The 25,041-nt window shown below is 68.2% G+C and carries 24 protein-coding genes and 1 riboswitch; of the genes, 9 read left to right on the forward strand and 15 right to left on the reverse strand.

The genetic code is table 11. The annotated features are described in order from the left end of the window. Positions 1-59: 59 nt before the first annotated feature. The 3 genes from ACFK0J_RS37945 to thiO are packed head-to-tail and all read right to left on the reverse strand — an operon-like array spanning position 60 to position 2,129. Positions 60-824: a thiazole synthase gene (locus ACFK0J_RS37945; protein WP_378734485.1), complete on the reverse strand. Its 765-nt coding sequence runs from the start codon at positions 822-824 to the stop codon at positions 60-62. Continuing rightward, complete coding sequence (thiS, locus tag ACFK0J_RS37950; RefSeq protein WP_378734486.1) at positions 817-1,035, reverse strand: sulfur carrier protein ThiS; 219 nt, start codon at positions 1,033-1,035, stop codon at positions 817-819. Before thiS ends, ACFK0J_RS37945 begins: the two co-directional genes overlap by 8 nt. Next, positions 1,032-2,129 carry a glycine oxidase ThiO gene (gene thiO / locus ACFK0J_RS37955; RefSeq protein ID WP_378734487.1) on the reverse strand — a complete coding sequence of 366 codons (1,098 nt, stop codon included), beginning with the start codon at positions 2,127-2,129 and terminating at the stop codon, positions 1,032-1,034. Before thiO ends, thiS begins: the two co-directional genes overlap by 4 nt. Before the next feature lie 271 nt (positions 2,130-2,400). Here thiO and thiE point away from each other — a divergent pair, with 271 nt between their 5' ends. Further along, a complete protein-coding gene (gene thiE / locus ACFK0J_RS37960; protein ID WP_378734488.1) occupies positions 2,401-3,099 on the forward strand; it encodes a thiamine phosphate synthase in 699 nt (232 codons plus the stop codon). 25 nt (positions 3,100-3,124) lie between these two features. On the opposite strand, the gene ACFK0J_RS37965 is transcribed toward thiE, so the two are convergent. Beyond that, positions 3,125-3,826 carry an NUDIX domain-containing protein gene (locus ACFK0J_RS37965; protein WP_378734489.1) on the reverse strand — a complete coding sequence of 234 codons (702 nt, stop codon included), beginning with the start codon at positions 3,824-3,826 and terminating at the stop codon, positions 3,125-3,127. 180 nt (positions 3,827-4,006) lie between these two features. On the opposite strand from ACFK0J_RS37965, the gene ACFK0J_RS37970 reads away from it, so the two are divergent. Genes ACFK0J_RS37970 through ACFK0J_RS37980 form a run of 3 tightly spaced genes read left to right on the forward strand, consistent with a single transcriptional unit; the run spans position 4,007 to position 8,721 of the window. Next, on the forward strand, positions 4,007-5,395 hold the full coding sequence (locus tag ACFK0J_RS37970; protein ID WP_378734490.1) for a hypothetical protein: 1,389 nt from the start codon (positions 4,007-4,009) through the stop codon (positions 5,393-5,395). Next, complete coding sequence (locus ACFK0J_RS37975; RefSeq protein ID WP_378734491.1) at positions 5,392-6,372, forward strand: transporter substrate-binding domain-containing protein; 981 nt, start codon at positions 5,392-5,394, stop codon at positions 6,370-6,372. The genes ACFK0J_RS37970 and ACFK0J_RS37975 overlap by 4 nt, the downstream gene beginning before the upstream one ends. Positions 6,373-6,378: 6 nt before the next feature. Beyond that, positions 6,379-8,721 carry a serine/threonine-protein kinase PknG gene (locus ACFK0J_RS37980; RefSeq protein ID WP_378734492.1) on the forward strand — a complete coding sequence of 781 codons (2,343 nt, stop codon included), beginning with the start codon at positions 6,379-6,381 and terminating at the stop codon, positions 8,719-8,721. 152 nt (positions 8,722-8,873) lie between these two features. Here the strand turns inward: ACFK0J_RS37980 and ACFK0J_RS37985 are convergent, their stop codons facing one another. Together ACFK0J_RS37985 and pta are read right to left on the reverse strand one after the other, a co-directional pair. Beyond that, positions 8,874-10,082, reverse strand: coding sequence for an acetate kinase (locus ACFK0J_RS37985; RefSeq protein WP_378734493.1), 1,209 nt, complete (start codon positions 10,080-10,082; stop codon positions 8,874-8,876). A gap of 102 nt (positions 10,083-10,184) precedes the next feature. Continuing rightward, on the reverse strand, positions 10,185-12,257 hold the full coding sequence (pta, locus tag ACFK0J_RS37990; protein ID WP_378734494.1) for a phosphate acetyltransferase: 2,073 nt from the start codon (positions 12,255-12,257) through the stop codon (positions 10,185-10,187). A gap of 185 nt (positions 12,258-12,442) precedes the next feature. Here pta and ACFK0J_RS37995 point away from each other — a divergent pair, with 185 nt between their 5' ends. Then, positions 12,443-12,949: a nitroreductase family deazaflavin-dependent oxidoreductase gene (locus ACFK0J_RS37995; protein WP_378734495.1), complete on the forward strand. Its 507-nt coding sequence runs from the start codon at positions 12,443-12,445 to the stop codon at positions 12,947-12,949. Positions 12,950-13,300: 351 nt separating this feature from the next. On the opposite strand, the gene fgd is transcribed toward ACFK0J_RS37995, so the two are convergent. Continuing rightward, positions 13,301-14,311 carry a glucose-6-phosphate dehydrogenase (coenzyme-F420) gene (gene fgd / locus ACFK0J_RS38000; RefSeq protein ID WP_378734496.1) on the reverse strand — a complete coding sequence of 337 codons (1,011 nt, stop codon included), beginning with the start codon at positions 14,309-14,311 and terminating at the stop codon, positions 13,301-13,303. Positions 14,312-14,682: 371 nt separating this feature from the next. On the opposite strand from fgd, the gene ACFK0J_RS38005 reads away from it, so the two are divergent. After that, positions 14,683-15,438 carry an HAD-IIA family hydrolase gene (locus tag ACFK0J_RS38005; protein WP_378743303.1) on the forward strand — a complete coding sequence of 252 codons (756 nt, stop codon included), beginning with the start codon at positions 14,683-14,685 and terminating at the stop codon, positions 15,436-15,438. 66 nt (positions 15,439-15,504) lie between these two features. Here the strand turns inward: ACFK0J_RS38005 and ACFK0J_RS38010 are convergent, their stop codons facing one another. From ACFK0J_RS38010 to ACFK0J_RS38035, 6 genes are all read right to left on the reverse strand, one after another. After that, a complete protein-coding gene (locus ACFK0J_RS38010) occupies positions 15,505-15,957 on the reverse strand; it encodes a MarR family winged helix-turn-helix transcriptional regulator (RefSeq protein ID WP_378734497.1) in 453 nt (150 codons plus the stop codon). Positions 15,958-16,010: 53 nt separating this feature from the next. Beyond that, positions 16,011-16,655, reverse strand: a complete 645-nt coding sequence (locus ACFK0J_RS38015; protein ID WP_378734498.1) for a type 1 glutamine amidotransferase family protein — start codon at positions 16,653-16,655, stop codon at positions 16,011-16,013. A gap of 115 nt (positions 16,656-16,770) precedes the next feature. Then, on the reverse strand, positions 16,771-17,217 hold the full coding sequence (locus ACFK0J_RS38020) for an RpiB/LacA/LacB family sugar-phosphate isomerase (protein ID WP_378734499.1): 447 nt from the start codon (positions 17,215-17,217) through the stop codon (positions 16,771-16,773). 35 nt (positions 17,218-17,252) lie between these two features. Beyond that, positions 17,253-18,467, reverse strand: a complete 1,215-nt coding sequence (locus ACFK0J_RS38025; RefSeq protein WP_378734500.1) for an O-succinylhomoserine sulfhydrylase — start codon at positions 18,465-18,467, stop codon at positions 17,253-17,255. 52 nt (positions 18,468-18,519) lie between these two features. Beyond that, positions 18,520-18,936, reverse strand: a complete 417-nt coding sequence (locus ACFK0J_RS38030) for a rhodanese-like domain-containing protein (protein WP_378734501.1) — start codon at positions 18,934-18,936, stop codon at positions 18,520-18,522. A gap of 14 nt (positions 18,937-18,950) precedes the next feature. Continuing rightward, positions 18,951-19,067, reverse strand: a riboswitch (SAM riboswitch). Positions 19,068-19,130: 63 nt separating this feature from the next. Beyond that, positions 19,131-19,577 carry a hypothetical protein gene (locus tag ACFK0J_RS38035; RefSeq protein WP_378734502.1) on the reverse strand — a complete coding sequence of 149 codons (447 nt, stop codon included), beginning with the start codon at positions 19,575-19,577 and terminating at the stop codon, positions 19,131-19,133. A 347-nt stretch (positions 19,578-19,924) separates the two neighbouring features. On the opposite strand from ACFK0J_RS38035, the gene ACFK0J_RS38040 reads away from it, so the two are divergent. Continuing rightward, positions 19,925-21,313, forward strand: a complete 1,389-nt coding sequence (locus ACFK0J_RS38040; RefSeq protein ID WP_378734503.1) for an FAD-dependent oxidoreductase — start codon at positions 19,925-19,927, stop codon at positions 21,311-21,313. 67 nt (positions 21,314-21,380) lie between these two features. Continuing rightward, a complete protein-coding gene (locus ACFK0J_RS38045; RefSeq protein WP_378734504.1) occupies positions 21,381-22,253 on the forward strand; it encodes an amidohydrolase family protein in 873 nt (290 codons plus the stop codon). Between the two features lie 45 nt (positions 22,254-22,298). On the opposite strand, the gene ACFK0J_RS38050 is transcribed toward ACFK0J_RS38045, so the two are convergent. After that, positions 22,299-22,781, reverse strand: coding sequence for a DUF456 domain-containing protein (locus ACFK0J_RS38050; RefSeq protein ID WP_378734505.1), 483 nt, complete (start codon positions 22,779-22,781; stop codon positions 22,299-22,301). A 260-nt stretch (positions 22,782-23,041) separates the two neighbouring features. Here ACFK0J_RS38050 and ACFK0J_RS38055 point away from each other — a divergent pair, with 260 nt between their 5' ends. Next, positions 23,042-24,139: a CaiB/BaiF CoA transferase family protein gene (locus ACFK0J_RS38055; protein ID WP_378734506.1), complete on the forward strand. Its 1,098-nt coding sequence runs from the start codon at positions 23,042-23,044 to the stop codon at positions 24,137-24,139. 63 nt (positions 24,140-24,202) lie between these two features. On the opposite strand, the gene ACFK0J_RS38060 is transcribed toward ACFK0J_RS38055, so the two are convergent. Then, positions 24,203-25,030, reverse strand: a complete 828-nt coding sequence (locus ACFK0J_RS38060; protein ID WP_378734507.1) for an SDR family NAD(P)-dependent oxidoreductase — start codon at positions 25,028-25,030, stop codon at positions 24,203-24,205. Positions 25,031-25,041 lie beyond the last annotated feature (11 nt).

Consider the following 25,041-nt stretch of genomic DNA (forward strand, 5'->3'; position numbering starts at 1 on the left):
GCGGCACTGATCGAAGCGTGCCGCCAGCAGGGCTGACCGGCTGGCGGCGCGCGTGTGGATCAGAGTGAGGGGGACGACGCCTGGGCCCAGAACCGCTTGGGGATGCGGCCCGCTTGACGGGCCAGATAACCCGCGCGCACCGCGGCGGCCATCGCCTCGGCCATCAATTCCGGTTGACGAGCCCTGGTCACCGCGGTGGCCAACAGCACGGCCGAGCAGCCGAGTTCCATGGCGAGGGCGGCGTCGCTGGCGGTGCCGATGCCCGCGTCCAGGATGACCGGGACCTTCGCCTCCGCGACGATCATCTCGATGTTGTGCGGGTTGCCGATGCCGAGGCCGGTGCCGATCGGGGAGCCGAGCGGCATCACCGCGACGCAGCCCGCGTCCTCCAGGCGGCGGGCCAGAATCGGGTCGTCGGTGGTGTAGGGCAGCACGACGAAACCGTCGTCGACGAGTTGTTCTGCGGCGGTGACCAATTCGATCGGGTCGGGCAGCAGGGTGCGTTCGTCGGCGACGACCTCCAGCTTGACCCAGTTGGTGTCCAGCGCCTCGCGGGCCAGCTGGGCGGTGAGCACGGCCTCCGCCGCGGTGCGACAGCCCGCCGTGTTGGGCAGCGGCGCGATGTTCAAGCGCTTCAACAGATCCAGCACGCCGGTGCCGCCCGCGGCGTCCACCCGGCGCATGGCGACCGTGGTCAGTTCGGTGCCGGAGGCGATCAGCGCCTCCTCCAGCACGGCGAGGTTGTCCGCGCCACCGGTGCCCATGATGAGGCGGGAACCGAACTCGCGGTCCGCGATTCGCAGCTTTGCGGTTGCCTCAGCCACCTTGGACCGCCGTCAGCACCTCGATCTGCCAGCCCCGCCCGACCGGCTCGTCCCAGCGGGACTTGGGGAACACCGCGCCGTCCACCGCGAGCGCGATGCCCTGACACGGCAGTTCGAGGCGGCTGAGCAGCTCACGGACGGTGAGGGTTTCGGCGAACTCGTGATCTGTGCCGTTCACGGTGACGCCTACGGGTACGGATGTCGAAGTCATCGAACTCCTCCTGCGGATGACAAAGGCGACGGCGGGTGCGCCGTCGAAAAACGTTGCGGGTCGGCGGGTTCCGCCTCGGGCAACGGGGTACCGGCGAGCTGGGCGAGCACCGCGTCCACGGTGAGCGGCATGGTCAGCATGCCGTTGCGGCCGTGGCCGGTGGCCGCGACGACCCGGTCGCTCAACCTGCCGAGTAAGGGCAGGTTGTCCGGGGTGCCGGGGCGCGCGCCCGCGCTCGCCTCGGCCAGCTCGTATTCGCCGATGCCGGGGAATATCGCCTCGGCGTCGGCGATCAGGTCACGGACACCGGCGACGGTCACCGCGGTGTCGAAGCCCGCCTCGTATTGTGTTGCGCCGACCACGATTCCGTCGGCGCGCGGCACCAGGTAGACCGCCCGGCCGTGCACCCGGGCCCGGATCACACGGTGTGGCGCGGGGGCCACGCCCGGGCGGTGGCGCAGGCGCAGGATCTCGCCCTTGATCGGACGGACCGGCAACTCGGGCCACAACCGGGCCGAGGCCGCACCCGCGGCGAGGACGATCTGATCGTGCGGGAGGGTGTCCAGTGCGTCGACGGATTCGGCGCGGATGCGCACGCCGGCCGCCTCGGCGGCCTGGCGCAGTGCGGTGACCAGACGCCGGTTGTCGATGGCGGGCTCGCCGGGCGCGTGCAGCCCGGCCCGCACCGTGCGCGCGAGGTTCGGTTCCAACGCGCGAACACCGGCGCGATCCAGGACCTGGAGCTCATGGCCGCGACCACCGGCCCATTCGGCGACCGTGCGCAGGTCGGCCACGTCAGCCGAGTCCAGCGCGACCGTCAGCGTCGCGTCGGCCACGAAGACCGATACTCCGGTGGCGGTGCCGATCCGCGCGGCGAACTCCGGCCAGCGGGCCAGCGAGGCGGCGCCGAACTCGAGCACCCGGTCCTCCCCCGGCCAGCCCTCGGAGAACGGGGCGAGCATGCCACCGGCCACCCAGGATGCCCCCGAGCCGTCGGCCGGGTCGTAGAGGGTGACCGACCAGCCCGACTCGGCGGCCCGCCAGGCCACGCCGAGCCCGATGACGCCGCCACCTACGACGGCCAGCGTCCGCATCCTGTTCCACCTGCCTCTGTGTCCGATCGGCGGCGCTCACGGACCTTCGTGGTCCACGTTTCGCTACCGCCGCGGGGCGTCGCGCACGCCGCCGGGTCCGGCGGCGTCCGTGGGTCCCGTATTACCCGTTTACCGACCCGTCGCGCACACCGCTGTGTTCGATCAACGGCGTTCGGGGGTCCCTCCGTGGTGACCCCGCGCGACCGCCTGTCGGGTCCGGCGTTCGCACCGCCGTTCGCATCCCCACGGTAGCGCGGCTACCGTCGAAGGCGTGCAACCCTCCCACCCCAATCGCCCCGCCTCACCCCGGGAACGCTTGGCCACCGCTCGGCTCTATCTCTGCACCGACGCCCGACGTGAAAAGGGCGATCTCGCCAAGTTCGCCGAAGCGGCACTCGCGGGTGGGGTCGACATCATCCAGCTCAGGGACAAGGGGTCGCCCGGTGAGGCGAAATTCGGCCCGCTCGAAGCGCGCGCCGAGCTCGGCGCCCTCGCCGAGCTGAAGGCCGCGGCCCGCAGGCACGGGGCGCTGTTCGCGGTGAACGACCGCGCCGATATCGCGCTCGCCGCCGGCGCCGACATGCTGCACCTCGGCCAGGGCGATCTGCCGCCCTGGTACGCGCGCCGCATTCTCGGACCCGACGTGGTGATCGGACGATCCACGCACAACCGCGCACAGGCCGGGCTCGCCGCGATCGACGAACACATCGACTACTTCTGCACCGGCCCGGTGTACGCGACCCCGACCAAGCCGGGACGCCAAGCCGCGGGAATCGAGCTGGTGCGCTCCACCTCCGACGCACACCCGACCCGGCCGTGGTTCGCGATCGGCGGGATCGACGCGAACAACCTGCCGGAGGTGCTCGCGGCCGGTGCGGATCGCATCGTCGTGGTGCGGGCGATCACCGAGGCGCGCGACCCGGAAGCGGCCGCACGGCAGCTCAAGACGGCGCTGCTGGAGAACGCCTAGGTCCGCGAGTACCGAGGCGTGACTGTCAGGAGAGGACTTGGCCGCGAGTAAGCGAGAGCACGGTGCCGACCTCGGTGACGCTGTCCGGTCGCGCGGCGTGCGGCATCGCGTCCTGGCTCGCAACGGGATCGATGATCTTCGCGCAGGCGCCGGGCCCGTCGGGATCGGCATGCAGCCAGAAAAATCCCTGGTCGGCCAGGTCTACGGTGCGTGGGAGCGCCGCGGCGACAGCCTGATCCGCGGCGAGTCCGTCGAGGCAGATCCGGGCCGGGGCGGCGCGCAACGCGGGCCAGGCGACCGCGAAGCCGGGGTGCAGCAGCCGGGCGTCGACCTCGTCCTCCGGAATCCAGGCGAGCTCGGAGCTCTCCCGGTTCCGATTCGTCGGCAGCGCCGTCACGGCGTCGGCGATCACCGTGGTGTAGGTCCAGCCGCTGGACGCGGACGCGGTCACTCGCTCGCTGCGCACCCGCACATCGGCGGGATTGATGCCCGCCTCCTCCCACGCCTCGCGCACCGCGGCGTGCACCGGGGTCTCGTGGCTGTCGCGGGCGCCGCCGGGCAGCGCCCAGGTGCCGCCCTGATGACTCCACGGCGCGCGATGCTGCATGAGCACCGCCGAACCGCCGCCCGGGAGTGGGGCGCGCAGCAGCAGCCCGGCGGCGCCGAAGCGGCCCCAATGCCGCAATCCGTCGGGGTCGCGCGACCACCCGTCACCGTCACCACGCATCTGATACCCATCCTCATCCAGCCGTCCGGGTGCCCCGCCCTGCTGCCGAGCAGGGGTATTTCACACGCCGCGGCACCGCTACGACCACAATAAACTCCGCGACAGCAGACGCGGAGCGACCAATTGTCCGGTCGGCACGTCGAGAAATCCGCGAATGCGGCCCAGACTGGGGAGGTGGACATGGCTCGGACCGAGCAGACGACGGCAGTACTCCGGCCGTCGTCCAGCGCCGGGCCGGCCAGCCGGGACAGCCCGGGAGCGCTCCGGGTCGCGACCATGCGGGAACAGTTCGACCCGGCCCGGCTGCGCTTGTTCGCCAGGTCCTCCCCTGGACGATTGATCGCGATCGGGCTGTTACTCATCGGGTTGTGCGTGGCCGCGGGCTGGGTGACCGGTGCGACGGTGAGCGATCGGCAGCAGACCCTGGATGTGCTGCTCGACGACACCGAGCCGGACGCGTACTCCGCGCATCGGCTCTATACCTCACTGTCCATCGCGGATGCCGCGGCGAGTACCGCTTTCATCGCGGGCGGGTTGGAGCCGCAGGCGGTGCGCGACCGCTACAGCCAGGCCGTCGGCGAGGCCGCCGCGGAACTGGTCGCGCAGACCGGACGCGCCTCCGGAACCGCGCCCAGCGGGGCCGACAATACGGACACCCAACTGCGCACCGGAATTGCCACAAGTTTGCCCGTGTACACAGGTGTAGTGGAGACCGCGCGCGCGAACAACCGGATCGGATACCCGGTGGGCGCCGCCTACTTGAGTGAAGCGTCCAACCAGATGCAGACCACCGTGCTGCCGATGGCCGAGGAACTGCAGAACCGCCGGTCCGAGGCGGTGACCGCGGCGCAGCGCAACCACGTCCGGCCACCGTGGACCGCCATCGTGCTGCTGATTCTCACGCTGACCGCACTGGTGTGGGCACAACTCGACCTGGCGAAGCGCTGGCGCCGGGTGCTCAATCCCGGGCTGCTGCTCGCCTCGGCGGCCGTGCTGATCCTGTTGGCGTGGACCGTGGTCGCGGGGTCGGTGTCGGCCACCTCGATGACGCGCGGCCGCGACGACGGCGCGGTGCCCGCCTCCCGGTTGACCGAGAGCCGGATCCTGGCTCAGCAGGCGCGTTCGGCGGAGACCCTGAAGCTGGTCAGCCGGGACGCGACCGGCGACTACGACCGGACCTACGACGCGAACATCGCCCGCCTCGCCGACCTGCTCGGCGGCTATCCGAGCACCGCGCCGGCCGCCGACGAGGTGCGCAATGCCGTTCCGGCACTTGCCCGTTGGCGGGTCGCGCATCAGCGAATGAACGACACGCTGGCCAGCGGCGATTTCAACGGCGCGGCGACGGTGGCGACCGGGCCGGGCCCCGCGGACGTCGCGGCACAGGTGGACGCGCTGGACAAGGCGCTCGAGCAGGGGATCAACGAGACGCGGCATACCTTGCGGGACAACATTTCCCGGGCCACCCAGGTGCTCGACTTCATGGGGCCCGGCGCGCTGGTGCTCGGCATCGTCGCCGCGGCCTGCATCGGACTCGGGCTATGGCCCCGATTGCGGGAGTACCGATGAGATCCAGGCGAGGCGTCGTGGCGGTGATGCTCACCGCTGTCGCACTGGTAGGTGGCTGTACCCACGAAGCGCCGCCGCCACTGCCGACCATGACAGCGAAGTACACCGAACCACCGCTGCCCGCCAAAGCCGTTCCCGTGCTGACGGATTCACCAGTTCCGGCACCCAGTCCCCAGCAGTGCGGCGACCCGACCGCCAGCCTGCGCCCGACGGGCGCAGGCACCGCGGCAGGCGGTCCGACGATCGACGCCATCCGCGCCCGCGGTCGGCTGCTGGTCGGGCTGGACGCGGGCAGCAACCTGTTCAGCTTCCGTGACCCGGTCAGCGGCGCCATTGTCGGCTTCGACGCCGATATCGCCAGGGAGATCGCCCGCGACCTGCTCGGCAGTCCGGACCTGATCGAATATCGCAGCCTCGGCTCGGCCGACCGGGAACACGCACTGCAGAACCGCATCGTGGACATCGTCGCGAAGACCATGACCATCACCTGCGAACGGCGGCAGAAGGTGACCTTCTCCACCGTGTACCTGCGGTCCAATCAGCGGGTGCTCGCGATGAAGAACTCCGGCATCAACGGCATCGCCGACCTGGCGGGCAAGCGGGTGTGCGTGGTGCGTGGCACCACCTCGCTGGACCACATCCGGCACGACCAGCCCGCCGCGACCGTGCTCACCGTGCCGACCTGGGCCGACTGCCTCGTCGTACTGCAACAGCGGCAGGTCGACGCGGTGAGTACCGACGACTCCATCCTGGCCGGGCTGGCCGCGCAGGACCCCTACACCCAGGTGGTCGGCGAGAGCATCAGCGTCGAGCCGTACGGCATCGGCATCCCGAAGGGCGACGACGACATGGTGCGCTTCGTGAACGGCACCCTGGAACGCATCCGCAACGACGGCACCTGGGACCGCATTCACCGCCAGTGGCTGACTGTTCTCGGCCCGTCACCCGGCCCGCCCGCACCGAATTATCTGGACTGACGGCCGATGAACACGACTGGCGATCCCACTCCCGACGCGGACGAATCCGCCGCGACGCCTTCGGCTGCCACCGACGGGAGTCCGGAGTCGGTGCACACGGAGTTGGCCAGGGGTCAGCGGGCCGCACCACCCGCGGCGGCCTCGGCCGAAACCGTTGTCGGTGCGTGGCGTACCGACTCGGAACCGGATTCCGCGGCGACGATGCGGACCTCCGGCCGCAGTGTCCGCACGGCGCGGTCCCGGCCGACGATGCGCAGGCTCGGCGGTGGACTGGTGCCGATCCCGACGGTCGACACCGCCGATCCGCGCGCCGCCGTGCTGACCGATCCCGTTGTCGCGGAAGGCAAACGCTTCTGCTGGCGGTGCGGCAATCCGGTCGGCCGGTCGTCCGCCACCCGGCCCGCCGTCACCGCCGGTACCTGCGACACCTGCGGTGCCCCTTACGATTTCCGCCCTTCGCTGCACGAAGGCGACATCGTGTCCGGCCAGTACGAGGTGCAAGGCTGCATCGCGCACGGCGGGCTCGGCTGGATCTATCTGGCGATCGACCGCAATGTCAGCGATCGCTGGGTGGTGCTCAAGGGTCTGCTGCACACGGGTGACGCCGAAGCGCAAGCCGTCGCCGTCGCCGAGCGGCAATTCCTCGCCGAGGTGGCGCACGCCAGCATCGTCAAGATCCACAACTTCGTCGAGCACACCGACCAGAGCGGTACGCCGATCGGCTACATCGTGATGGAGTACGTCGGCGGCCGATCGCTGCGCGAAATCCTCAACTCCTACGAGCGCCCGCACCGGATGCCGGTCACCGAGGCGATCGCGTACCTGCTGGAAATCCTGCCCGCGCTGGACTACCTGCATTCGATCGGGCTGACCTACAACGATCTCAAGCCGGACAACATCATGGTCACCGAAGATCAGGTGAAGCTGATCGACCTCGGTGCCGTCGCCACCATCGAGTCGTATGGAAATCTGTACGGCACCAGGGGCTTTCAAGCACCTGAGATCGCCAAGACCGGGCCGACCGTGGCCTCGGACATCTACACCGTCGGCCGCACGCTGGCCGTGCTCACCCTCGAGATGCCGATGGAGCAGGGCCGGTACCTCGACGGCATCCCCGATCCGGCCGACCATCCCGTGCTGGCGCGCTACGAGTTCTTCCACCGACTGCTGCTGTGTGCGACCGATCCGGACCCCGAGCGCCGATTCCCCTCCGCCCGAGCCATGGCCGCTCAGATGTCGGGTGTGCTGCGGGAAATCCTCGCGCTGGAGACCGCCACCGAACACCCGCAGTTGTCGACGGTGTTCAGCCCGCCGCGGGCCAGCTTCGGCACCGAGGAACTGATCAGGCAGACCGACGCCTACGCCGACGGCCGCGCCCGCAGCAAGCAACTCGACGCGCGCGATGTGGTTGCCGCGCTGCCGGTTCCGCTGATCGACTCGGCGGATCCGTCGGCACCGCTGCTGGCCGCGGCGGTCCATCCCGAGCCCGCGCAGTCCTTGGAGGCACTGCGTAGCGCCCGAGAGCGGGCCGAGACCGACCCTGGCAACGCTCCGGAGACACTGGATCTGGAACTCGCGCTGGCCGAGGCACGAGTGCGACTGGACCTCGGTGAGTCGGCCGCGGTGCTGCACCTACTATCCCGGTTGCCCGAAAACGATTGGCGCGTCAGCTGGTACCGCGGTTTGGCCCAGTTGCTCGATCTGGAGTACGAGCAGGCGTTCGCCAGCTTCGACGGCGTGCTTCAGGTGCTACCCGGTGAAATCGGGCCCAAGTTGGCGCTCGCGGCTACCGCGGAACTCGTACTGCAGCATTGGGATTCGCCCGATCCGGAGCAGTGGCGGGCCTACGCCGAGAAGTTCTACAACACCGTATGGCGCACCGATCGCGCGGTGGTGAGCGCCGCCTTCGGCCTGGCCAGGCAGTTGGCCGCGGCCGACCGGGTGGTCGACGCGGTCCACGCCCTCGACGAAGTACCCGCCGCCTCGAGGCATTACACCACCGCCCGAATGACCGCGGTACTGCTGCTGCTCACCGCGGCCCCGGTGGCCGAACTCGACGAATCCACCCTGCACATCTCGGCCTCCCGGGTCATGAGCCTGCCCACCGGCGAGGGCCGCGCCGTCCAGATGCGCGTCCTGGTCCTCGGCGCCGCCCTGGCCTGGCTGCAAGCGGGCAACACCCCGAAACGCCCCGACGCCACCCTGTTCGGCGCCCCCTTCACCGAACGCTGTCTCCGTGAGGGCACCGAAGCGGGCCTACGCGCCCTCGCCCGCAGCGCCCCCGGCCGCAACCACCGCTACGCCCTGGTAGACCTCGCCAACTCCATCCGCGCCAAAACCTGGGTGTGAAGGGTCAGGCTCTCCCCCGCCTCGCCGCGTATTCAGGCCAGACTCAGGTGCGCAGACAGTGACATCGGCGGCTGGCGGCTAGGTCGTGTGGGCAAGTTTGCCGGTGCCCGGCGAGTTACCGATGTTCTCGCGAAATCAGTTGGCTGGGAAGGTCAGACTGTTTCCGCGATGTGGTGGGCCGCCCGAGCGATGGCGAGTTCTTCGTTGGTCGGCACGACTAGGACGGCTACCTCCGAGTCCGGTGGCGAAATGCGGCGGGCCGTGCGGTCTTTGGCGGTGTTGGCGGTGGGGTCGACCTCGATGCCGAAGGGGGACAGGTTGGCCAGCGCATCGGCTCTGACCTGGGGGCTGTTTTCGCCGACGCCTGCGGTGAAGGTGATGGCGTCGACGCCGCCCAGGTCGATCAGGTAGGCGCCGAGGTAACGGCGCAGGCGGTGGATGTAGACGTTGTAGGCGAGTTGTGCTGCGGCATCACCTGTTTCGATGAGGCGCTGGAGTTCGCGGAAGTCGTTGACGCCGGAGAGGCCCTTGATGCCGGAGTCCCGGTTCAGCAGGGCGTCGACCTGGTCGATGCTCAAGTGCGCCGAGCGCATCAGGTGCGCGATGATGCCGGGGTCGAGATCGCCGGACCTGGTGCCCATTACCAAGCCCTCCAAGGGGGTCAGTCCCATGGTGGTGTCGATCGGCTGACCGCCGCGGATCGCCGAGGCCGAGGCGCCGTTACCCAGGTGGAAGATGATCTGATTCAGGTCAGCCGGGTCGCGGCCGAGCAGCTCGGCGACCTGGCCGGACACGTACTCGTGCGAGGTCCCGTGGAAGCCGTATTTCCGAATCCCATGTGCGGCGGCTACTTTCGAATCGATGGCGTAGGTCTTGGCGGCGTCGGGCAGGCCGTGGAAGAAGGCGGTGTCGAACACCGCTACCTGCGGGACGTCGGGCAGCAGTTCGCGTGCGCTCTCGATGCCCGCCACATTTGCCGGATTGTGCAGTGGGGCAAGGGAAGACAGGTCGGCAATCGCGGCGACCACGTCGTCATCGATCAGGGTGGGCCGATAGAACACCTCACCGCCGTGCACCACCCGGTGCCCGACCACGCGGACGCCGGCGTCTGCCAGATCGTGCCCGGTCTCGGCAAACGTGTCGAAGACCAGCCGCAGCCCGGCCGTGTGATCGGCGATGGCCGCGCGATGCTCGGTGGTCTTGCCGTCGGCGCGATGCTCGATCCCGCCGTTCTCCTCACCGATCCGCTCCACCATGCCGGAGGCGGTCACCGCGCCCGATTCAGGGTCCAGGAGTTGGTACTTGATGGACGACGAGCCGGAATTGATCACCAGCACCAGGTCGTCGGCAGTTTCACTCATCACGCCTCCTGTGTCTTCCGGGACACCCCGCACTCCCTCAGCAACCACGGTCGCGGGTCGCCTGTTCCGCCGCGCGCCTCAGCTGTGTCCCGAAAGACACCGTCACTCGCCCTGCGCCTGGATCGCCGTGATCGCCACGGTATTGACGATGTCGGCAACCAACGCCCCACGGGAAAGGTCGTTGACCGGCTTGCGCAAGCCCTGCAACACCGGACCGATCGCGATCGCCCCCGCGCTGCGCTGCACCGCCTTGTAGGTGTTGTTGCCGGTATTGAGGTCCGGAAACACGAATACCGTTGCACGCCCGGCGACTTCGGAATCGGGCAGCTTGGTGGTGGCCACGGTCGGCTCGATCGCCGCGTCGTACTGAATCGGGCCCTCCACCGGCAGCTTCGGCGCCCGCTCGCGAACCAGCTTGGTCGCCACCCGCACCTTGTCCACGTCCGCGCCGGTGCCGGATTCGCCGGTCGAGTAGGACAGCATCGCGATCCGCGGTTCGATGCCGAACCGGGCGGCCGTGCCCGCCGAGGAGATCGCGATATCGGCCAACTGCTCCGACGTCGGGTCGGGGACCACCGCGCAGTCGCCGTAGGCGAGCACCCGGTCGGCCAGACACATGAGGAACACGCTGGAAACGGTGGACACCCCCGGCACCGTCTTGATGATCTCGAACGACGGCCGGATGGTGTGCGCCGTGGTGTGCGCGGCACCCGACACCATGCCGTCGGCAATTCCCTTGTAGACCATCATGGTGCCGAAATACGAGATGTCGGCCATGGTTTCGCGGGCGCGCTCGACGGTCATGCCCTTGTGCTTGCGCAGCTCGGTGTACTCCTTGGCGAAATCGTCCAGGTGGCCGGAGGTGCGCGGATCGAGCACCTGCGCGGCGGAGATGTCGACGCCGAGTTCGGCGGCGCGGGCCCGCACCGACTGCTCGTCACCCAAGATCACCAGGTCGGCGATCTTGCGTTGCAGCACCCGGCCCGCCGCGCGCAGGATGCGGTCGTCGTCGCCCTCGGGCAGCACGATGCGTTTGCGGTCGGCCCTGGCCCGTTCGATGAGCTGGTATTCGAACATCTGCGGGGTCACCACGCTGGTGAGCGGAACTTCGATGCGCCGCAACAACTCCGCGGCGTCGACGTGCTCCTCCATCAGCGCGAGTGCGGTGTCGACCTTGCGCGGGCTGCCCGCCGACATGCGGCCGCGGGTGCGGTACGCGGCACTGGCGGTGTCATAGGTGCCGAGTTCGGTGGTGAGAATGGGCAGCTTCGGCTTCAGGCCGGTCATCAGCCGGGCCACCGCGGGATGCGGTTTCATGCCACCGTTCATGATGATGCCGGACAACGACGGAAAGCCTTCGGCCTCATGGGCGTTCACGACGCTGAGCAATACGTCGGAGCGGTCGCCCGGCGCGATCACCACGACGCCGTCGACCAGCCGCTCCAGAATGTGCTCGGCCGTCATGCCGCCGACCATGATTTTCAGCGCTTCGCGTTGCAGCAATTCCGGGTCGCCGCTGTACATTTCGCCGTCGATGGCGCTGCACAGCTCGGCCATGGTGGGCGAGATCAGTAGCGGCACTTCGGGCAGCGTCCACGAGGGCACCGGGAATTTTTGCAACGCGGTGCCGATCTCGTCGAGCTCGACCGGGTCGCACCGGTTGGCGATGATCGCGACCAGTTGCGCGTGCTCCAGGGCGAGTTCGCTCGCACACAGTTCGGCCAGATGCTTCACCTCGGCCGCGGTCCGACCCGAGCCGCGAACCACCAGCAGCACCGGTGCTCCGAGGTTCACCGCGATCCTGGCGTTGAAACGGAGCTCGCTGGGGCTGGCGACATCGGTGTAATCACTGCCGACCACCACCACCGCGTCGCATACCTTCGCGACCTCGTGGAAACGCATCACGATCTCGCTGATCGCCGCGTCCGGATCGGCGTGCACCTGCTCGTAGGTGACGCCGGTGGCCTGTGCGTAGTCGATGTCGGCGGTGCTGTGCTCGAGCAGCAGCTCGAGGATGTAGTCGGGTTCGGTGGTCGACCTGGTGATCGGCCGGAATACGCCGACCCGGGCGGTGGTCGCACACAGCATCTGCAGCGCCCCCAGCGCCACCGTCGACTTCCCGGTGTCACCCTCGGGCGAGGCGATATACACGGTGGAGGGAGCATGATCGGCCATGCCCGAGAGCTTAGTGAACAAGCGGCTACCGGGCTGGCTCGTCCGCCCCGCCACGGATTCCGGCCAGGCCTGGCGTCCGGCCCGACCGGGTGGGTGTGCGGGCCGCCCCCGGTGAGTTATCCCCGCATTCACCGGGGGAAAATCGGCCTGCGACAGGCCCATCGCGGCACCGCTATAGTCCGGGCATGGCTGAGCAGTTTCCGAACCGGCAGTGGGGTTCGCGCACCAACGTACTGTCCCGGGTAGCGAACAAATTCGCCGCTACCAAGCCCGGTTCCTGGTGTATTCGCAAGATCACCCCGCTGGACCGCGCCCTGCTCGAGCGCACCGATGCCAAGTACACCGTGCTCGGCCCGATCGGCGCCCCGGTGATCCTGCTCACCACCATCGGCCGCAAATCCGGTCAGCCGCGCACCCAGCCACTGCTCTACGTGCACGACGGCGACGTGCTCTACGTGATCGGCAGCAACTTCGGTCAACAACGCCACCCCGCCTGGACCGCGAACCTACTGGCCAACCCGGACGCGACCGTCGCCATCGCGGGCCATCGCATCCCCGTCCGCGCCACCCTCGTCGCGCCCGAAGACAAGGACGCGATCTTCGCCCGCTTCGTCGACATCACCGGCGCCTACGCCGCCTACCGCGACCGCACCACCCGCGACCTGCGCATCTTCGCCCTCCACCGGGCGTAGTCGCCGCGCACAAGGCGACTCGGCTACGCGATTCGCCGACGCTTTCCCACCGGCCGTCGAGGAACGCGACCCCCGCCGCGCCGCTGGATTGCCCGGCCTGCCCGCGGCGCGCGCCAGCTGTGCGAGTAGCTCGTCCCGAGTGGTCTTGCCCGCGTGCAGTGCGCTGTCACCGACGGCGACGGCCTGCTCGCAAGGCACGGTCCTGGCGAGGTCGACGACCGTTCGCGGCACGCTGGTGACGCGGAAATCCCAGGGCACGTACGCACGCCCGCGAGCGCGCGGTACCCACAGAGGGTCCACACGCTTCACAAGGGGTGCAACGGTTGTGGAGCGTGTGGACGGTCTGTGGGGTCAGGCCAGGGCGCGCAGGCGAGGGGCGAGGTCGCGCTGGAAGAGGTCGAGGAAGCGGCGCTGGTCGTGGCCGGGGGCGTGGAAGACCAGGTGGTTCAGGCCGGCGTCGAGGTAGGGCTTGATGAGGTCGACGGCCTGGTCCGGGTCGCTGGCGACGATCCAGCGCTTGGCGATCTGCTCGATCGGCAGGGCGTCGGCGGCGGTTTCCATCTCGATCGGGTCGGTGATGCTGTGCTTCTGCTCCGGAGTCAGGCTCAGCGGTGCCCAGAAGCGCGTGTTCTCCAGCGCCAGTTCGGGATCGGTGTCGTAGGAGATCTTGATTTCGATCATCCGATCGATGTCGTCGACGGTGCGGCCTGCCTTCGCGGCGCCCTCGGCGACGGCGGGCATCAGCTTCTCGGTGTAGAGCTCCATACCCTTGCCGGAGGTGCAGATGAAGCCGTCACCCGCACGTCCCGCGTAGCGCGCGACCAGCGGTCCGCCCGCGGCCACGTAGACCGGGATGCCCCCCTTGGGCACGTCGTAGATGGACGCGCCGACGGTGTTGTAGTACTCGCCGCTGAAGTCGACGCGGTCGCCGGTCCACAGGGCGCGCATCAGGTCGACCGCCTCGCGCAGGCGCGCGAAACGCTCCTTGAATTCCGGCCATTCGCCTTTGTAGCCGGTGGCGATCTCGTTCAGCGCCTCGCCGGTGCCGACGCCGAGCATGATCCGATCGGGGTACAGACAACCCATGGTGGCGAAGGCCTGTGCGATCACTGCCGGGTTGTACCGGAAGGTGGGGGTGAGTACCGAGGTGCCGAGTTGAATCCGTTGCGTGCGTTCGCCGACCGCCGCCATCCAGGCCAGCGAGAACGGCGCGTGCCCGCCCTTGTGCCGCCACGGCTGGAAGTGGTCGCTCACGGTAGCGCTGTCGAGGCCGTGCTCCTCGGCCAGCACCGCGATTTCCACCAGTTCCCGCGGCCCGAACTGTTCCGCCGACGCCTTGTACCCGAGCTTGAGATCACCCATGCGCGCCACTCCTGTCGCTTCGCTGCACACCTGCGGTGCGGGCATTCCCGCACTCCGTTGTCGGCCGCAGACACGCTGCGGTCCCGTCTCGCTACAACCGCCCCGGGCTCACGGACGTTCCCGCGCCTCGGCGATCGCATGAGCACTCTCCGCCGCGCGTCATATAGCCATCTCCGACCATAGTCAGCGACCCCCGCAGATGTGCGAAGGGTCGCACTGACCTGGAGATGCCCCAGGCTCGCGCCCGATAGGCGTACCTCCGCATCCGCTGCGGCCATGCGCGGTCTACGGACGACTCCGTCCGGCTGCGTCCGTAGTGGGACAATTGTTTGGTGACCGATGACGAACCGATCCTGTCCTATCTGACCGACATGGATGGGGTGCTGGTGCACGAGGACCAACTGGTGCCCGGCGCCGACGAGTTCCTCGCCGAGCTGCGCGCCAATGAGACCCCGTTCCTGGTGCTGACCAACAATTCCATTCGCACCCCACGCGACCTGCAGGCCAGGCTGCGGCACACCGGACTCGACATCCCGGAGGAGGCCATCTGGACCTCCGCCCTTGCCACCGCCACTTTCCTCGATGACCAGCGCCCCAACGGAACCGCTTATGTGGTCGGCGAATCCGGCCTCACCACGGCGTTGCACGAGATCGGCTACGTGCTCACCGACAGCAACCCCGACTACGTGGTGCTCGGTGAAACCCGCAACTACTCCTTCGAGGCGATCACCACCGCGATCCGCCTGATCGAGCGCGGTGCGAGCTTCATCGCGACCAACCCGGACCCCACCGGCCCGTCCCGCGACGGCTCGCTGCCCGCGACCGGTTCGGTCGCCGCGCTGATCACCCGCGCCACCGGCCGCGACCCGTACTACGTCGGCAAGCCGAACCCGCTGATGATGCGTTCGGCGCTGCGTCGGATCGGCGCGCACTCCCAGTCCACGGTGATGATCGGCGACCGGATGGACACCGACGTCATCTCCGGCTTGGAGGCGGGCATGCGCACCATCCTGGTCACCACCGGCATCTCCACCCGCTCGTCCGTCGAGGCCTACCCCTACCGTCCGACCATGGTCCTCGACTCCGTCGCCGACCTCGTCGGCCGAACCAAGGACCCGTTCGCATGATCAGCGGGACATGACCGAGGCATTTCGCGAGTGCGGCCGCCGTCATGTCCCATTGATCATGCGGTGTCAGGGCTCTTGGGTGTCGAGGGCATCGAGGGCCGTAGACAGGCGGGTGAGGGCGTCCACGGTTGCGGCGAGCTGTTCGTAGCCGAGTTCGGCCACCAGCCGTTGGGATACCACGGCATGCTGCGGGTTGATCCGGTGCACCGCTTCGCGACCCGCGTCGGTGACCGCGACCAGCTTGGCGCGGCGATGTGCGGGGTTCGGGCGGTACTCGGCAAGTCCCTTGTCCACCAACAGGTCCGCGATGCGTTGCACGCTTTGCCGGGTGATGCCCATTTCCCTGGCGATGCCCGCCACCGGCAGCGGGGCGGGCAGCACCGCGCCGAGCACCTGCCACCACGCCGCCGTGAGACCGGCCGGGCGCGCCAATTCCTCGGCGATCGCGAGGAACTGGCCGTTCAATCGAAATGATGTGATGGCGGCCGTAGCGAACAACTCCTGTTCGGTCCTGGTCACGTGCACCTCCCTGGCGATCCGGCCGCTCGACCGGATCGCCGTGTGATTCTTCCTCACCCGACGTGCGCACCCGACCGCCGCTCTTCGTACTCGGCGAGAACGGCCCAGCCCGCCGGGTCGGAGTGTCCGTACAACCGGTACCACCCATCCAGCACGTGCGGCTCGTACACGCCCAGCTTGCCGAGCGCTTCGCGAGCGAATTCGAACGGCGCGGTGCCGCTCGCGGTGATCAGATCGCCGTCGGTCACCGCGGCTTCCTCCACATAGTTGCCGACACCCGCGTATCCGCTGTAGAGCAGGAATTCCTTGACGTTGCTCGTGTGCTTGCGGGTGTCGAGCAGACCTTCTCTGGCCAGCCCGAGGGTCGCACCGCAGATCGCCGCGACCGGAACACCTGCCTCGAGGAACTCGCGCGCCTTGCGGGCGAACGGCATCAGCTCGTCGGTCTCCCACGTATCCGCACCCGCCAGGATCAGCATCGCGCTCTCGGCCGGTGTCAGATCGGCCAGCGCCATGTCCGGCACGATCCGCATCCCACCCAGCGTCGTGATCGGATCCCTGGTCAGCCCAACAGTTTTCGTCTGCCACCTGCCCGGCTCCCGCTGCCACATCTCCCGATTGACATGCGCTGTGATGGCGCCGATCTCCCAGTCGGCGAAGGTGTTGTAAACGGCCACGTGAACTGTCTTCTCGGTCATGACAGCATCCTGTCATAAATGACAGTATGCTGTCAATACTGAGAGCGCAGCGCTTCTATACCCGCTACACAAGCTCTAACGGCTGTGCAGCGTGTGGAATGTCTGTGGGCTCGGTTCAGTGACCGCGTTCGATCTTCGACAGGTGCGCGATGTTGGCGCGGTCGTCGGCGGCAGCACTCGGCTCGCCGGCGAACCAAGCGTCGAGAATCTCGTGGAGTTCGGCGCTGGACGTCGAGCGCAGGCTCAGCGCAAGGACATTCGCGTCATTCCACTTGCGGGCGCCCGCGGCGGTAGTGGCGTCCGCGCACAGCGCGGCGCGTACGCCGTCGACCTTGTTCGCGGCGATCGAAGCACCGGTGCCGGTCCAGCAACAAACGATCGCCTGCTCGGCCCGCCCCTGCGCGACGTCACATGCCGCGGCCTCGCTCGCCCACGCCCAGTCGTCGCGCTCGGTGTCGGACAGGGCTCCGTGCAAGACCGTTTCGTGCCCCCGCCGGGCAAGCTCGGCGACCAGTTCGTCGGCCACCCCCACGCGTTCGTCCGCTGCCACCGAAATCCGCATATCCCCAGCGTAGCGCCGGGGATATGCGGACAGTTCTAACTCAGTGCGCGGTCGAGGTCGGCGAGGAGGTCTTCGACGTCCTCCAGGCCGACCGAGATGCGGACTACGCCGTCGGTGAGGCCGATGGTGGCGCGGCCTTCCGGGCCCATGGCGCGGTGGGTTGTGGTGGCGGGGTGGGTGATCAGGGACTTGGCGTCGCCGAGATTGTTGGAGATGTCGACGATGCGGAGGCGGTTGAGGACTTCGAAGGCGCGCTTCTTGGCCTCGTGCGCGGGGGCGTTCAGTTCGAAGGTGACCACGGTGCCGCCCGCGCTCATCTGGCTGGTGGCCAGGTCGTGTTGCGGATGTGATTCCAGGAAGGGGTATCTCACCCAGCTGACGGCCTTGTTGGTCTCCAGGTAGCGGGCGATGCGCAGCGCGGACTCGGTCGAATGACGCACCCGCAGCGGCATTGTCTCCAAGCCTTTGAGCAGGGTCCACGCATTGAACGGGCTCAGCGCCGGACCGGTATGGCGCATCAGGGTTTTCACCGGACCCTCGATGTAATCCTTCTCGCCGAGGATGGCCCCGCCGAGCACCCGGCCCTGGCCGTCGATGTGCTTGGTGCCCGAATAGACGATCACGTCGGCGCCGAGTTCGAAGCCCCGCTGCAGCAGCGGTGTGGCAAAGACGTTGTCCAGCACCACCTTCGCGCCCGCGGCGTGCGCCAGCTCGGTAACCCGGCGCACGTCGACGAGGGTCTGCATGGGATTGGCCGGTGTCTCGAAGAACACCGCCTTGGTGGGCACGGACAGCGCCCGCTCCCACTGGTCCAGATCCTCGCCGTCGACGAAGACGGTCTCCACCCCCCAGCGCGGCAGGATCTCGTTGCACACCACGAAGCAGGACCCGAACAGGCTGCGCGCGGCCACGAGTCGATCACCGGCCCCCAGCAGCGCGCCCAAAGCGGTGAATACCGCGGACATTCCGCTCGCGGTCGCGAAACACGCTTCGGCACCGTCGAGCAGCCGCATCCGCTCCTCGAACATGGCGACCGTCGGGTTGCCGTAGCGGGAGTAGACGAAATGCTCGACGTCGCCGGTGAACGCGGCCTCGGCGGCCTCCGCACTCTCGTAGACGAAACCGGACGTCAGGTACAGCGCCTCGCTGGTTTCCTCGAAACCGGAACGCCGCAACCCTCCTCGCACGCCGAGCGTCGCGGGGCCGACGCCATCGGGTAACGGCTTGTCGAACGCACCACCGGTGATCACGACTGCCTCCTGACGACAGAGCTCCGCGACAACGCGTCGATCGGACAGCAGCTCATGACTGCCGCCAGGGCAAGCCGAGGGCACGCCAGCCACTGCCGCCGCGGTGCCCGTGCTCGTCGACCGGGCCTTCGAAGCCCTCGAGCACGTTGTAGGAGGTGGCGAACCCGGCCTGCGTCGCGGCGATCGCCGCGCCGATGGAGCGCTGCCCGGACCGACACAGGAAGATCACCGGGGCGTCCGGATCGTGTCCGTCGAGCGCCGCGACCAGCTGCTCGGTGAACTCGCTGTTGCGCGTCCCGGTGGCGTCGACCCACTCGATCAGCACCGTGGGGCGCTCGATCGAACTGGTGTCGGGCACGCCGACGAACTTCCACTCGGCCTCGGTACGCACATCGACCAGAACGGCTTCCGGGTTGTCCCGCAACAGATCCCAGGCCTGCTGCGGGGTGATGTCACCGGCATAACTCATATGGACCCTCCTAGAATCCGCACTTGCCGCGCTCGGGTTTGACGCACGGCCAGGTCGTCACCCGGAGCACCCCACCGCGGAGGAGGGTTGCCGACCAGTATTGCCGGGGCTTGACACTGGTTCTCATGACCTTCTGCTGAGATTGCCTGGACAAGGGTCACCCTGTCAAACGGCTGCTCACGGTATGAGAATGCTCAATTACAGACCAGCCATTTGTCGCCGGAGCGGGTCAGATTCCACGTCGCGGTCGACTCGTCGCCGTCGACTTTGGTGGTGACCGTGGCCTTCGCCCGGTCGCCATCGACCATCGGATCGACGAGTTTCGTGATTTCCACGGTCTTTCCGGCGCCGGACCGACCGGCCAGCGGCGATCGTTTCGGATCGAAGCCCGGGCATCCCGTGCCTGGTGGGGGCACCATCTCGGTGCTGTTGGAGCCGTCGACGAAGTTGCGCACCGCGGCAGCGATCTTGTCCGATTCTGTGACATTTTTCTCAGCGGGCGACAGCACCCCGCCGATGATGATCGCGACGAGCACGGTCACCGCGAGCACGGCGGCCGCGACGAACGGCGCCACCGAACGCTTGTCGGTCTGATCGACCACGATGACTTCGTCTTCCGCGGGTGACTGCTGATCGCTCATACGACGATGATCCCTGGTCGGCGGGGTTATCCGGCGATCGCCCCCGTCCCGGACGGCGACACCTGGTGAAGTGCGCTCGGCCACGCGCGGATCAACCAGGCCCGGCCGGGTAACCCGGACAGAACGGGCCGGACGGCATCCACTCAGTTCTCGCACCGCCGAGGGCCGTCCGCGTCGTCACCGATAGAATCGCGGGACTGCGGCCTGCTGTCATAGCCGCGACTGGGGTGGCCACGAGCCGACACCCTCAGTGTCCGCATCGACAGGTGCAACCAGCCAGCGCGTAACTTAGCCTAGGCTAAGGAAGACGCCGTAATTGTTCTCGACCATAAGGGTGCGCGTAAAAGATGACCGAACAGAATGCAGCGAGCCGCCCGCTCCGCATCGCGATCGTTGGCGCCGGACCGGCCGGGATCTACGCCGCCGACGCCTTGATGAAGTCCGATGCCGAGGTGAGCATCGACCTGTTCGAGCGCATGCCCGCGCCGTTCGGACTGATCCGCTACGGCGTCGCGCCGGACCATCCGCGCATCAAGGGCATCATCACCGCCCTGCACAAGGTCCTCGACAAGCCGCAGGTGCGCCTGCTCGGCAACATCGACTACGGCACCGACATCACCCTCGATGATCTGCGCACGTTCTACGACGCGGTCATCTTCTCCACCGGCGCCAACGCCGACCGCGCGCTGGGCATCCCTGGCATCGGCCTGGACGGCTCCTACGGCGCCGCGGACTTCGTGTCCTGGTACGACGGTCACCCGGACGTGCCGCGCACCTGGCCGCTGGACGCGGAGAAGGTCGCCGTGCTCGGCGTCGGCAATGTCGCACTCGATGTGGCGCGGGTGCTGGCCAAGACCGGTGACGAGCTGCTGCCCACCGAGATCCCGCCGAACGTCTACGCGGGCCTCAAGGCCAACAAGGCGGTCGAGGTGCACGTGTTCGGCCGCCGCGGCCCGGCCCAGGCCAAGTTCACCCCGCTGGAGCTGCGCGAACTGGACCACTCGCCGACCATCGAGGTCATCGTCGATCCCGAGGACATCGAATACGACGAAGGCTCCGAGGCCGCGCGCCGCCACTCCAAGCAGGTCGACATGATCGCCAACACGCTGGAGCAGTGGGCGATTCGCGACGTCGGCGACCGGCCACACAAGCTGTTCCTGCACTTCTTCGAGTCGCCCGCCGAGATCCTCGGCGAGAACGGCAAGGTGGTCGGCCTGCGCACCGAGCGCACCCAGCTCGACGGCACCGGCAACGTCAAGGGCACCGGCGTGTTCAAGGAATGGGACGTGCAGGCGGTCTACCGCGCCGTCGGCTACCTCTCGCAGAACCTGACCAACCTGCCGTTCGACGACCAGGCAGGCACCGTGCCCAACGAGGCGGGGCGCGTCATCGGCGACGAGAACGCCGACGGCGCGGACCGCTACATCCCGGCCACCTACGTCACCGGCTGGATCAAGCGCGGCCCGGTCGGCCTCATCGGCCACACCAAGGGCGACGCCAACGAGACGGTGGCCTGCCTGCTCGACGACAGCGCGAACTTCACCCCGGCCGCGCGGCCGGAGCTGGACGCCGTCACCGAGTTCCTGGAGAGCAAGGGCATTCCGTTCACCACCTGGCAGGGCTGGTACCGCCTCGACGCGCACGAGCGTTCGCTCGGCGAGCCCGAGGGCCGCGAGCGCGTCAAGGTGGTCGAGCGGGAAGACATGCTGCGGGCCAGCGAGCCGCACAAGGTCTGAGCCCGCTCGGGAAGAATCTGTTACCTCCGCGACAGCAGAATTAGTTTCCCTGAGGCATTCTGTACAGGTGTTCGATGCCCATCTCCACATCTTCGATCCGCGGTTCCCGCGGTTCGAGAACGAGGGCTACCTGCCCGACCCGTTCACCATCGCCGACTATCGAAAGCGCATGTCGCGCTTCGACGTCGGCGGCGGTGCCGTGGTCAGCGGCTCCTTTCAGGGCACCGACCAGACCTATCTGAAGGCGGCCCTCGCCGAACTCGGCGCGGGCTGGGTCGGCGTGACCAGGCTCGACCTGGACGCCACCGACGACGAGATCATCGAACTGGACCGGATCGGCGTGCGCGGCCTGCGGTTCAATCTCAAGCGGGCCGCCGCGGACATCACCGGCATGACGCTGCAGGCGCTGCGCGCGCACGAACTGGTCGGTTGGCACGTCGAGGTCTACATCGACGGTCAGATGCTCGCCTCGCTGCAGCCGGTCATCTCCAAACTTCCCGTCTTCGCCGTCGACCATCTCGGCATGTCCGAGGAGGGCCTGCCCTTTCTGCTCGATCTGGTCGACCGCGGCGCGCGGGTGAAGGCAACGGGCTTCGGCCGCGTCGCGATGAATGTCGCCGACACCCTGCGCCGCATCCACGCGGTCAATCCCGAGGCGCTGATGTTCGGCACCGACCTGCCGGGCACCCGCGCGGGCCGCCCCTTCCGGGACTCCGACGTCGACCTCATCTGCGACGTTGTCGGCACCGACATGTTCGCCGTCCTCGAGGACAACGCCCGCTCCTTCTACCGCCTCCCCGCCCGGGTCCGCCCGCTCCCCGCCGACCCGACCCGCACCCTCCCCCTGCACCACAGCGACCAGCCGACCCTCCCCATCCGCCGCGACACCCTCCCCAAACTCCAAGCTGCGGATACCATCCCATTCCCCACCATCGAGTAGCGCTGGTAGGCAAGGCTGTTGGCGTAGGAACATGCCGCGGCGGGGTCAGGTGGTGATGGCGCCGATCAGCCAGACGGCGGTGGCGAGGAGGGCGCCGAAGAGCTCTATGAGGATGGACAGGCCTACGCCTTTGAGGGCGTGCAGGGTTGCCTGCCAGGCCTGTCGGGGGATGCGGAGGCGGTGGAGTTCGGCGAGGTAGACGCCGAGGACGAAGCCTACGAACAGGCCGATCACGGGGATGACGAAGAAGCCGATGATGCCGAGGACCGCGCCGAGGACGAGCGATCGGTTGGCGACGCCCGCGTCTTTCATCTTGCGGCCGGGCCAGGTGTATTTGATGACACCGGACAGGACCAGCAGGGCGGCGCTGACGGCGAAGACGGTCCATGCGGTCGCGCCGCCGGTCAGGAAGGCCCAGACGGCGATGGCGGCAAAGATCAGAATGACGCCGGGCAGGATCGGGATGATGACGCCGAGCAGGCCGACCAGGATGACCAGGCCGACGACGACCTCGCCCGCGACAGTCATGATCGCACCTCGCCCGCGCTCGGCTCCGTTGTGCGCGGCGCGCGCTGTCTCATGACTCCACCTCACTGCGCTGGCTCACCGGACACTCCGCGATTGTCGCGCTGCTGGGATTGTGACGTACCGGGTTGCCCGGTGCACAGCGAAGGGTGCGAGAGGACGGTGCGAAGTTATTGTCATACTGTCAATACACCCGCCGGGCCGCTCCGGACGGGAGCGCCGGGACGCCGGTGCGCTGGATCAACGACGAACCGAGGTAGCGCGTGAGCACTCCATCCACCGCCGTCAAGGGCCCGCTCGCGGGCATCAAGGTCATCGAACTGGCCGGCATCGGCCCAGGTCCACACGCCGCACTGCTGCTGGCCGACCTGGGCGCCGACGTGGTCCGGGTCCAGCGCGCGGGCCAGTTGCCGGGCGGATTCGACCGCCCGCAACTGCGCGGGCGGACCATTGTCGAGGCCAATTTGAAGGACCCGGCCGATATCGAGAAGGTGCTCGGGCTGATCGAGAAGGCGGACGTGCTCATCGAGGGCTTCCGGCCGGGCGTGACCGAACGCATGGGGCTCGGCCCGGACGCCGCGCTCGCGCGCAATCCGCGACTGGTCTACGGGCGGATGACCGGGTGGGGCCAGGAGGGCCCGCTCGCCGATCGCGCCGGACACGACATCAACTACATCTCCATCACCGGCGTGCTGCACGCCATCGGCCGCAAGGGTGAGCGCCCGGTGCCGCCGCTGAACATGGTCGGCGACTTCGGTGGCGGCTCGATGTTCTTGGTGTTCGGCCTGCTCGCCGCGCTGGTCGAGCGGCAGAGCTCGGGTAAGGGGCAGGTCGTCGATGCCGCCATGGTCGATGGCGCACTTGCCCTTTCGCACATGATCTGGGGCATGCGCGGGCACGGCGCGTGGTCCGACGAGCGCGGCGTGAACCTGCTCGACACCGGAATGTCGTTCTACGACACCTACGAAACCGCCGACGGCAAGTACATGGCGGTCGGCGCCATCGAGCCGCAGTTCTACGCGCAGCTGCTGGCGGGCCTGGAAATCGATCCCGAGGGTCTGCCCTACCAGATCGATCCGGCGGGTCAGGAAACGCTGAAAAAGCTTTTCGCGGAACGCTTCCGGTCCAAGACCCGGGACGAGTGGGCGGCGATCTTCGTCGGCACCGACGCGTGCGTCTCGCCGGTCCTCACCTTCGAGGAAGCCACGAAGAACGAACACATCGCGGCCCGCGGGTCGTTGATCGAGGTCGACAACATCACCCAGCACGCGCCCGCCCCGCGCTTCTCGCGTACCCCGAACGGCATCCCCACCCCGCCACCCACGGAGGCGACACCGATCGAATCCGTTTGGGCGAACTGACTTCTCGCCTGTAGAGGGCCCCGGGCGACGCCCGGGGCCTTTTCGTATCCACGGGTAGTCGAATCAAGCGGCGACCGATGCGGACCCCGCGTTGATCGGACGGCCACCGTCGGCTACGCCGCGAGTAACCAGCTTGGCAATCCGGGCCACCAAGGTCCGCGGGCGCCGCGGCATCAAGTGCGCGGCAGCGAAATTCGACACGCCAGGAACGACGTAGCCCTTGTTGCGTTCCAGTGCACGTAGCGAGGTCCGGACCACCTGGGCGGCAGTTCCCATGCGGCCGAGGGCCGCGTCGTGAGTACCGACGGTTTCGAAGAACGGGGTCTCCGTCGGGCCGGGGCAGACCGCGAGAACTTTGATGCCGCGGCCGTGATATTCGCTCCACAGCGCCAGGCTGAAGTTCAGCACGAATGCTTTTCCGGAGGCGTAGGTCGCGAAGTACGGGGCGGGCTGTAGACCGGCGGTCGACGCGACGTTGATGATTTCGCCGCCGCCGCGCTCGAGCATGTCGGGCAGCAGTCGGCGGGTAAGTCCCGCCAGCGCAACGACATTGATCATCAGTTGCGCCTGTTCGCGATCGGCGTCGAGGTCTTCGAAACGGCCCGCGCTGCCGAATCCCGCGTTATTGATCAGCAGGTCGACCGAAAGTTGCCGTGCGGCAAGCTCGTTCACCACCTGGGTAGCCGCGTCGGGCATGGTGAGGTCCTGGCCGATCACCTCGACACGGATGCCGTGCCGCTGGCGCAGTTGTGCGGCAAGGTCTTCCAGCCGCGACAGCGAGCGGGCGACCAGAACGAGGTCGTCGCCGCGGGCGGCCAAGGCGGCAGCGAACTCCGCGCCGATGCCCGACGATGCGCCGGTGACGAGAGCGGTTTTTCCTGAGCTGGTCATGTCTGACTCCT

This window comes from Nocardia brasiliensis (assembly GCF_042691675.1).
Classification (GTDB): Bacteria; Actinomycetota; Actinomycetes; order Mycobacteriales; family Mycobacteriaceae; genus Nocardia; species Nocardia brasiliensis_D.

Excerpts from the sequence above, each read along its gene's own strand:
- thiS (WP_378734486.1), bottom strand. The coding sequence starts at position 1,035 with ATGACTTCGACATCCGTACCCGTAGGCGTCACCGTGAACGGCACAGAT.
- thiO (WP_378734487.1), bottom strand. The coding sequence starts at position 2,129 with ATGCGGACGCTGGCCGTCGTAGGTGGCGGCGTCATCGGGCTCGGCGTG.
- ACFK0J_RS37965 (WP_378734489.1), bottom strand. The coding sequence starts at position 3,826 with ATGCGTGGTGACGGTGACGGGTGGTCGCGCGACCCCGACGGATTGCGG.
- ACFK0J_RS37970 (WP_378734490.1), top strand. The coding sequence starts at position 4,007 with ATGGCTCGGACCGAGCAGACGACGGCAGTACTCCGGCCGTCGTCCAGC.
- ACFK0J_RS37975 (WP_378734491.1), top strand. The coding sequence starts at position 5,392 with ATGAGATCCAGGCGAGGCGTCGTGGCGGTGATGCTCACCGCTGTCGCA.
- ACFK0J_RS37980 (WP_378734492.1), top strand. The coding sequence starts at position 6,379 with ATGAACACGACTGGCGATCCCACTCCCGACGCGGACGAATCCGCCGCG.
- ACFK0J_RS37985 (WP_378734493.1), bottom strand. The coding sequence starts at position 10,082 with ATGAGTGAAACTGCCGACGACCTGGTGCTGGTGATCAATTCCGGCTCG.
- pta (WP_378734494.1), bottom strand. The coding sequence starts at position 12,257 with ATGGCCGATCATGCTCCCTCCACCGTGTATATCGCCTCGCCCGAGGGT.
- ACFK0J_RS37995 (WP_378734495.1), top strand. The coding sequence starts at position 12,443 with ATGGCTGAGCAGTTTCCGAACCGGCAGTGGGGTTCGCGCACCAACGTA.
- fgd (WP_378734496.1), bottom strand. The coding sequence starts at position 14,311 with ATGGGTGATCTCAAGCTCGGGTACAAGGCGTCGGCGGAACAGTTCGGG.
- ACFK0J_RS38005 (WP_378743303.1), top strand. The coding sequence starts at position 14,683 with ATGGATGGGGTGCTGGTGCACGAGGACCAACTGGTGCCCGGCGCCGAC.
- ACFK0J_RS38015 (WP_378734498.1), bottom strand. The coding sequence starts at position 16,655 with ATGACCGAGAAGACAGTTCACGTGGCCGTTTACAACACCTTCGCCGAC.
- ACFK0J_RS38020 (WP_378734499.1), bottom strand. The coding sequence starts at position 17,217 with ATGCGGATTTCGGTGGCAGCGGACGAACGCGTGGGGGTGGCCGACGAA.
- ACFK0J_RS38030 (WP_378734501.1), bottom strand. The coding sequence starts at position 18,936 with ATGAGTTATGCCGGTGACATCACCCCGCAGCAGGCCTGGGATCTGTTG.
- ACFK0J_RS38035 (WP_378734502.1), bottom strand. The coding sequence starts at position 19,577 with ATGAGCGATCAGCAGTCACCCGCGGAAGACGAAGTCATCGTGGTCGAT.
- ACFK0J_RS38040 (WP_378734503.1), top strand. The coding sequence starts at position 19,925 with ATGACCGAACAGAATGCAGCGAGCCGCCCGCTCCGCATCGCGATCGTT.
- ACFK0J_RS38050 (WP_378734505.1), bottom strand. The coding sequence starts at position 22,781 with ATGACTGTCGCGGGCGAGGTCGTCGTCGGCCTGGTCATCCTGGTCGGC.
- ACFK0J_RS38060 (WP_378734507.1), bottom strand. The coding sequence starts at position 25,030 with ATGACCAGCTCAGGAAAAACCGCTCTCGTCACCGGCGCATCGTCGGGC.